This window comes from Azospirillum ramasamyi (assembly GCF_003233655.1).
GTDB classification, from domain to species: Bacteria; Pseudomonadota; Alphaproteobacteria; order Azospirillales; family Azospirillaceae; genus Azospirillum; species Azospirillum ramasamyi.
Genome location: NZ_CP029832.1, coordinates 467,360 through 475,000, shown reverse-complemented (window position 1 = coordinate 475,000; position 7,641 = coordinate 467,360). Strand labels below are relative to the sequence as shown.

Below are 7,641 nucleotides of genomic sequence, written 5' to 3'. Positions count from 1 at the left end.
CGCCGCGCACCATGGCGTCGTCCAAAGGCAGGCCGGCGAAGGAATAGTTCTGATAGGCGGTGCGCAATGGGATTTCAGCCGACAGCAGCGGCACCTTCAGAGCGGAGATCTGTTCGCGGGCGAAGCCGGCAGCCTGGGCACGGCGGTTCACCTGCATCAGCACGACCGCCGCCGGGATGCGCGCCAGCGGATCGCGGCGTTGCGCCATCTTCTGCTCCGCGATCACGTGCTGATAGGTGCGCGCCGCTTCCAGCGCATCCTTGAGGTCGGGGCGCGACGGAATAAGCACCGCATTGGCGACGCCGATGGAATGCACGAGACCGCGCGCCAGCACGCCGGCGACATCGATGACGACCCAGTCCGCCCGCTGCTCCGCCTCGGTCGCCGCCTCGATGATGTCGTCCTCGTCAACCGTGGTGCAGGCGATGGGAGCGCCGGCCGCCTTGATCCACTGGGTGAGGTTGCGGTTGGGATCGACGTCCAGCAGTTCGACCTTGCGTCCGGCCCGGCGCCAATGATCAGCGAGGCAGAGCGACAGGGTCGTCTTTCCCGGACCGCCCTTCGTGCTGGCTGACGTGATGATCGGCATGGCTTCCCACCCTGGCTGAGGTCAGGCCTGCAAGCTGCGCCAGAGCGGCAATCAAAGTCAACGTACCCCATCGGCGGTAACAGCTTGCCTGACCCGGAGTGCGCCCCGCCGCGGCCCAACACCATTGCCCGCGGTTTTGCCCTTCGGCAGTCGCCCGGCCAACTCGTTGCGGAGAAGCGGAAAAAGGGCCAAGGAGAAAACAGGAAGCGGACCATTGCGCGTCATTTTCCTCTCCCAAAAATAATAATGGCCCATCTTCCTGGTTTTCCCTTGCATCGCGGCTGACAAGCGCCCACATTTGGTTGATCGAAGTTGCTCTGGGTTATGTGTTTTCCAGCTTTCAGAAGGCTGGACTTCCTGCCTTAGGTGAATTTGATGCTTGGCTCATGTTGAGCTCGGCAACCCGGGAAAGGACACTGCCCCATGACCAACGGTACTGTTAAGTGGTTCAATTCGACCAAGGGTTTCGGTTTCATCCAGCCGGAAGACGGCTCCGCTGACGTTTTCGTTCATATCTCCGCCGTCGAGCGTGCGGGGATGGGCAACCTGAACGAAGGCCAGAAGCTGTCGTTCGAATCCTTTCGCGATCCGCGTCGCGGCAAGGTTTCGGCCGAGAACCTGCGTGCGCTCTGAGCGCGGCGGAACGGCACGATCCTGATACGATCCAAAAGGGCGGCCTCGGGCCGCCCTTTTGCTTTTCGCCCCCTGCACTTTTCTCCCGGGTCCGGGACCGGAGTGGGCATGCCCCAGAAGAAAGCCGTTCCGACTTCGCCCACGGGTTCCACCGATCCCTGGATGCGTGTCGCTCACATGGCCGGGCGGTTGGCAGCCACCGCCGGCACCGCCTGTTCCTCGAACCCGCACCCGCCCGACAGCGGCCTGGCGCGGTGCTGGACCGCCGGGTGGGACAGCACACGCCCCGTCCCGGCATCCCGGCAGAAAGGCCTGCGGCACAGGCTGCGGTCCTCATCCTCTCCCCCGCAACCAAAGCAGGACTACAGCATGATCGACCTGATCGAGAGACTCCCGGCTATGGCCGACGCCGACCTGACCACTCTGGCCTCCAATGCCGAGCGGCTTGCGCTCAGCGGGACACCGAAACAGCGGACGGCGGCCGATGCTGCCCTGCCCGCCATCCGGGCGGAGGTCGCCGCACGGAAGGAAAAGCTGGCAGCCCTTCCTTCCACACGCGCGCCGCGCCGCAGCAAGAAGGTCGCGGCAGCAGTAGACACTCCCCAGTAGACGGAACCCCCTAAGCCACGGGGTTCTTGACCGACGTAGCGTCTACTCCTACCCTCCCGCCCAGCTTATGCCGGGGAGGATGCTGTGAAGGGCGAGGAGTTGCGGACCTACCGCGAGGCGAAAGGGCTGTCACAGTCCGAATTCGCCGTCTGGCTGAACGAACGGCTGCAGCGCCGCTACGACAAGCAGAAGGTCAGCCGCTGGGAGAACGACGCCGAACGCATTCCGGCAGCGCTCGACGCGCTGATCAAGCGCGAGACCGCAGGAGTCGACAGACAGGGCGGCCCGGCGCTGGTCGTCGTCGTGGCGAACCAGAAGGGCGGCTGCGCCAAGACGGTGTCGGCGGTCAACATCGCCTCCGCCCTCGCCCTGCAGGGCTATGCGACGATGCTGATCGACTGCGATCCGCAGGCCAACGCGACGCAGCATCTCGGCATCGACTCCTACACGCTGGAGACAGAGGCCAAGACCCTCTACTACGTCATGCACGGCGACCTTGACCTGCGGGACATCCTGGTCACGGTGGAGGAAAGCGGGCTGCGGGTCGCCCCCTCCTCCATCCGGCTGGCGGAGACGGAGGTCGAGTTGGGCAAGGAAGCCGGCGGCGACTTCATCATGAAGGAAAAGATCGCCGCGGCGAAGCGGGTCTTCGACTTCATCATCATCGACACGCCGCCCAACATCGGCGAGCTGACGAAGAACGCCATGGTGGCGGCCCACACCGCCGTCATCCCCTGCCAGACGGAAAAGTTCAGCCTGCTCGGCATGGGGTTCCTGCTGGAGAATGTCGCCAAGATCCGGCGCCGGATGAACACCGCCCTGTCGGTTCTGGGCATCGTTCCAACCATCTTCAAGCAGCGCGAACGCAACGACCGCGAGGTTCTGGAACAGATCCGGGAACAGTACGGCCCGCATCTGCGGGTGTTCGATCCGGTGCCGAAGGCCTCGGTCTATGCCCAGGCGACCTCGGTCGGCCGCGCCGCGGTCGAGGCGGCGCCGGACGTCGCCGGTGCCGCCGTCTACCGCGACGTCGCCGCCGCCCTGGTCGAGGAACGCGTCATCCGCATGAAGGAGGTCGAACGTGTCGCGTAGTCTGCTGGGCAAGGCGCAGAAATCGGCCCAGAGCGCCAACAGCATGGCCGCCGCCCGCGTCAAGGACGCGCTGTTCGGCCTCAGCCGCCACGCCCCGCATCTGGTCGAAGTGCCGCTGGACCGCATCGCCCCCAACCCGAACCAGCCGCGGCGCGAGTTCGACGAGGAGGAGTTGCAGGGGCTTGCCGCCTCCATCGAGCGTCATGGGCTGCAGCAGCCGGTCGGCGTACGCCAGGTCGCCGACGACCGCTGGCAGCTGGTCTACGGCGAGCGGCGGTTGCGGGCGATGAGGCTGCTGGGACGGGAAACCATCTTCGGCATCCTGTTCACCGGCGACGACGACGAAGAGATCGCCATCGTCGAGAACCTGCAGCGGAGCGACCTGAACCCGCTGGAGGAATCCGACGCCCTGTTCCGGCTGGCAGAGCGGCACGGCTATTCGCACCGGCAACTTGCCGACGCGCTGGGCCGCAAGAAGACCTATGTCACCATGATGCTGTCATTCCAGCGTCTGGCCCCGGCCATCCGCGCCGACTATGCCGCGTTCCGCCCGACCAAGGCGAAGTTGGAGGCTCTGGCCGCGATCGAGGACCGGGACGAGCAGGTGCGGGCCTGGGAGAAGCTGAAGCGGTCGGATGCGGGCGCGCCGCCTTCCTCCGCGGTCGACAGTGTTTCAGCGTCGCCGGAAGCGGGGGCGGGGATTGGGACGAAGACGGCGGGGCAGCGCGCATCGGTCAGCGCGCCGGCCGGCGTGGTGTCCAGCGCGCTGCCCAAGCGTGCGGCAAAGCCGTTGTTCCAGGCGCGGGACGTGCTGAAGGATTTGCAGGAGAAGCCGCGGAGGCTGTCGGGGACCGACCGTCAGGCCTTGCTGGAAATGCGGGCGGCCATTGATGCCGTGCTGGCTGCGGCGGCTGATTGAGACTGGTCGGATTCCGACCGCCATTCGATGAAGGCGGGCGGTCGGAATCCGACCAGCTAAGTCACCGCAGAGCGGAGGCGGGCAGGGCAACGCCGCCATTCATCCCGTCATCGGCCCCGGTGCTGGCCAGCCAATGGCCGATGGGCATGCGCGGATTGTCGGAGGACGCCTCGCTCCAGCCGGGTTCCACGCCCTGCATGTCGGGCAGGCGGTGGGCGATACCCTTGTGGCAGTCGATGCAGGTACGCTCGCCGGTGAACAGGTACTGCTCGTGGATGCGCGCCGCCCGCGCCCCCTGCTTGGTGATGTCCATGGAATCGGCGGTGTGGCAGTTGCGGCATTCCAGCGAGTTGTTGGCCTTCAGCCGCGCCCATTCATGCTCGGCCAGTTCGCGGCGCTTCTCCTCGAATTTCTCGCGGGTGTCGATGGTGCCGAAGATCTTGCCCCAGACCTCCTTCGACGCCTGCATCTTGCGGGCGATCTTGTCGGTCCACTCATGCGGGACATGGCAGTCGGGGCAGGTCGCCCGCACGCCCGAGCGGTTGGTGAAGTGGATGGTCTGCTTCATCTCCTCATAGACGTTCGACTCCATTTCGTGGCAGCTGATGCAGAAGGCCTCGGTGTTGGTCACCTCCAGGGCGGTGTTGAAACCGCCCCAGAAGAACACGCCGGCCATGAAGCCGCCCAATGTCAGGAACCCCAGGCTGAGGCTGCGGCTGGGACGGGAGATGGTCTGCCACGCTTGCCGCAGCGCCCCGGCAATGCGCGCCTTCATCGATGCTCTCCCCGGTCGGAGGGCCGGCTGACCAAGCTGTCGAGGTCGGTGAAGGTGTTGGGGACGATGGGCTGCGCCGTCGTTTGCGGCACATGGCATTGCATGCAGAAATAGCGCCGCGGCGCGACGCCGCCCAGCGTCTGGCCGTCACGGTCGACGTAATGGGTGATGCTGACCATCGGCGCCTGCACCGCCTCGGTGAAGCGGCGGCTGTGGCAGGTCAGGCACTGGTTGTTGTTCAGCGTGATCTGATAGTCGCGGACATTGTGCGGGATCACCGGCGGCTGTTCGGGATAGTTGCGGGTGACCCGGCGGTCGTCGGTGACGTCGGGCGGGATCGGCGGCGGAGTGATCTGCTCGAGGAAGTTCACCGGCGGACGGAAAGGCGAATCCAGCCGGCGCGGCTCGGCGTTACCGTCGGCACTCTGGGCCGACAGCATGGCCGGCACGAGGAAGGGCAGAACCGCCAGCGCGGCAAGGTGATGGGGACGCATGGCTCAACTCCTTCCTCAGACGGCGACGATCTTGACCGCGCACTTCTTGAAGTCGGTCTGCTTGCTGATCGGGTCGGTGGCATCCAGCGTGCACTTGTTGATCAGCCGGGCGGAATCGAACCAGGGCACGAAAACCACGCCGCGCGGCGGCTTGTTCCGCCCGCGCGTCTCCACCCGCGTCTGCATCTCGCCGCGCCGGGACACCACCTTCACCTCCGACCCTCGGCGCAGGCCGCGCGCCTTGGCGTCGTCGGGATGCATGAAGACCAGCGCCATCGGCATCGCCTTGTACAGTTCCGGCACGCGCATGGTCATCGATCCGCTGTGCCAATGCTCCAGCACGCGGCCCGTGACCAGCCACAGGTCGAAATCCTTGTCCGGTTCCTCGGCCGGCGGCTCGTAGGGGAAGGCGAAGATGTTGGCCTTGCCGTCCGGGTTGCCGTAGAAGCGGACCTCCTCCCCCGGCTTGACGAAGGGGTCCAACCCCTCGCGGTAGCGCCAGAGCGTCTCCTTGCCGTCCACCACCGGCCAACGCAGGCCGCGATTCTGATGGTAGGTGTCGAAGGGCGCCAGATCGTGGCCGTGGCCGCGGCCGAAACCGGCATACTCCTCGAACAGGCCCTTCTGGACGTAGAAGCCGAAAGCCTTGGACTCGTCGTTGGCATATTCGGGATTCAGTTCCGACAGGGGGAAGCGGTCGACGTTGCCATTGCGGAACAGCACGTCGTACAGCGTCTTGCCGCGATAAGAGGGATTGGAGTCCAGCACCTCCGCCGGCCACACTTCGTCCGTGGTGAAGCGCTTGGAGAACTCCATGATCTGCCAAAGGTCGGACCGCGCCTCGCCCGGCGCGTTGACCAGTTGGTGCCAGAAATGGGTGCGGCGCTCGGCATTGCCGTAGGCGCCTTCCTTCTCCACCCACATGGCCGCCGGCAGGATCAGGTCGGCGGCGGACGCGGTGAGGGTGGGGTAGGCTTCGGACACCACGATGAAATTCTCAGGATTGCGGTAGCCGGGATAGGTCTCGTTGGCTGTGTTGGGCGCCGCCTGCAGGTTGTTGTTCACCATGATCCAGAAGGCGTTGAGCTTGCCGTCCTTGAGCATGCGGTCCATCAGCACGGCGTGGTAGCCGATCTTGGACGGCAGCAGCCCCTTGGGCAGCTTCCACGCCTCCTCCGTGTGGGCGCGGTGGGTCGGGTTGGCGACCTGCATGTCGGCGGGCAGGCGGTGGGCGAAGGTGCCGACCTCGCGCGCGGTGCCGCAGGCCGACGGCTGGCCGGTCAGCGAGAAGGGGCTGTTGCCGGGTTCGGAGATTTTCCCGGTCAGCAGGTGGATGTTGTAGACCATGTGGTTCACCCACACGCCGCGGATATGCTGGTTGAACCCCATGGTCCACAGCGACATGACCTTGGTCTTCGGGTCGGCATACAATTCGGCCAGCTCCAGCAGCCGCTCCTTCGGCACCTTGGTCAGCTCGGCCGTGTAGTCCAGCGTGTAGGTGCTGACGAACTTGGCGAAGGCGTCGAAATCGATGGGCTTGGAATCCGCCGGATCCTTGGCGTTGGCCGCCCGCACCTCCAGCACCGCTTCCGGGCGCAGGCCATAGCCGATGTCCTTCTGCCCCAGGCGGAAGTTGCAGTGCTTCTCAACGAACTCCCTGTTCACCCGGTTGGTCTGGATGATGTGGTTGGCGATGTAGTTCAGGATCGCCAGATCGGTTCCCGGCTCGAAGATCATCGGGATGTCGGCGAGCTCGAAGCTGCGATGCTCGAAGGTCGACAGCACCGCCACCTTCACATGGGGGTGGGCCAGCCGGCGATCGGTGACGCGCGTCCACAGGATGGGGTGCATCTCCGCCATGTTGGAGCCCCACAGCACGAAGGCGTCCGCATGTTCGAAATCGTCGTAGCAGCCCATCGGCTCGTCCATGCCGAAGGTGCGGATGAAGGCGACGGCGGCCGACGCCATGCAATGGCGGGCATTGGGGTCCAGGTTGTTGGTGCGGAAGCCGGCGCGCATCAGCTTGGACGCCGCATAGCCCTCCCAGATGGTCCATTGGCCGGAGCCGAACATCCCGACCGCGTCCGGCCCCTTGGCCTTCAGCGCGCGCTTCCATTGGATGGCCATCTCGTCGAAGGCGCGGTCCCAGGAAACCGGCTGGAACTCGCCGTCCTTATGGTACTTGCCGTCCTTCATGCGCAGCAGCGGCTGGGTCAGGCGGTCCTGGCCATACATGATCTTGGACAGGAAATAGCCCTTCACGCAGTTCAGGCCGCGGTTCACTTCGGCCTGCATGTCGCCGTGGGTGGCGACGACGCGGTTGTCCTTGGTCGCGACCATCACGCCGCAGCCGGTGCCGCAGAAGCGGCAGGGCGCCTTCGACCATTTCAGCGCCGTGTCCGCCCCCGCCACCAGCGAGCTTTGGGCGGCGGCCGGCAGGCTCATGCCCCCTGCCGCCGCGGCGGCTGCCACCGCCTGGGTCTTGATGAAATCGCGACGGTCCAACATGGGCATTCCCCCTTTTCTTCTG

Annotated in this window: 8 protein-coding genes (1 of these 8 running past the window's edge); 4 read left to right on the top strand and 4 right to left on the bottom strand. The window is 65.6% G+C overall.

Translation table 11 applies throughout. The features are described 5' to 3' along the window. On the bottom strand, window positions 1-589 hold the 5' portion of the coding sequence (locus DM194_RS21510) for a ParA family protein (protein WP_111069598.1). The gene continues 47 nt to the left of window position 1, outside the view; the window shows 589 of its 636 coding nt (coding positions 1-589); the start codon lies at window positions 587-589; the stop codon falls past the left edge of the window. Window positions 590-1,012: 423 nt separating this feature from the next. Between DM194_RS21510 and DM194_RS21505 the strand changes: the two genes are divergently transcribed. From DM194_RS21505 to DM194_RS21490, 4 genes are all read left to right on the top strand, one after another. Beyond that, complete coding sequence (locus tag DM194_RS21505) at window positions 1,013-1,222, top strand: cold-shock protein (RefSeq protein WP_111069597.1); 210 nt, start codon at window positions 1,013-1,015, stop codon at window positions 1,220-1,222. Between the two features lie 369 nt (window positions 1,223-1,591). Then, the gene (locus tag DM194_RS21500; RefSeq protein WP_111069596.1) at window positions 1,592-1,831 is read left to right on the top strand and encodes a hypothetical protein; all 240 of its coding nucleotides are present in this window, start codon (window positions 1,592-1,594) and stop codon (window positions 1,829-1,831) included. A gap of 84 nt (window positions 1,832-1,915) precedes the next feature. Then, window positions 1,916-2,923: an AAA family ATPase gene (locus tag DM194_RS21495; protein ID WP_111069595.1), complete on the top strand. Its 1,008-nt coding sequence runs from the start codon at window positions 1,916-1,918 to the stop codon at window positions 2,921-2,923. Next, a complete protein-coding gene (locus DM194_RS21490; protein WP_111069594.1) occupies window positions 2,913-3,842 on the top strand; it encodes a ParB/RepB/Spo0J family partition protein in 930 nt (309 codons plus the stop codon). Before DM194_RS21495 ends, DM194_RS21490 begins: the two co-directional genes overlap by 11 nt. Before the next feature lie 61 nt (window positions 3,843-3,903). On the opposite strand, the gene DM194_RS21485 is transcribed toward DM194_RS21490, so the two are convergent. Genes DM194_RS21485 through napA form a run of 3 tightly spaced genes read right to left on the bottom strand, consistent with a single transcriptional unit; the run spans window position 3,904 to window position 7,619 of the window. After that, complete coding sequence (locus DM194_RS21485; protein WP_111069593.1) at window positions 3,904-4,617, bottom strand: cytochrome c3 family protein; 714 nt, start codon at window positions 4,615-4,617, stop codon at window positions 3,904-3,906. Next, window positions 4,614-5,111, bottom strand: coding sequence for a nitrate reductase cytochrome c-type subunit (locus DM194_RS21480; protein WP_111069592.1), 498 nt, complete (start codon window positions 5,109-5,111; stop codon window positions 4,614-4,616). The genes DM194_RS21485 and DM194_RS21480 overlap by 4 nt, the downstream gene beginning before the upstream one ends. 15 nt (window positions 5,112-5,126) lie before the next feature. Continuing rightward, window positions 5,127-7,619 (bottom strand): periplasmic nitrate reductase subunit alpha, encoded by a 2,493-nt coding sequence (napA, locus tag DM194_RS21475; protein ID WP_162630146.1) that lies wholly within the window; start codon window positions 7,617-7,619, stop codon window positions 5,127-5,129. Window positions 7,620-7,641: the final 22 nt, after the last annotated feature.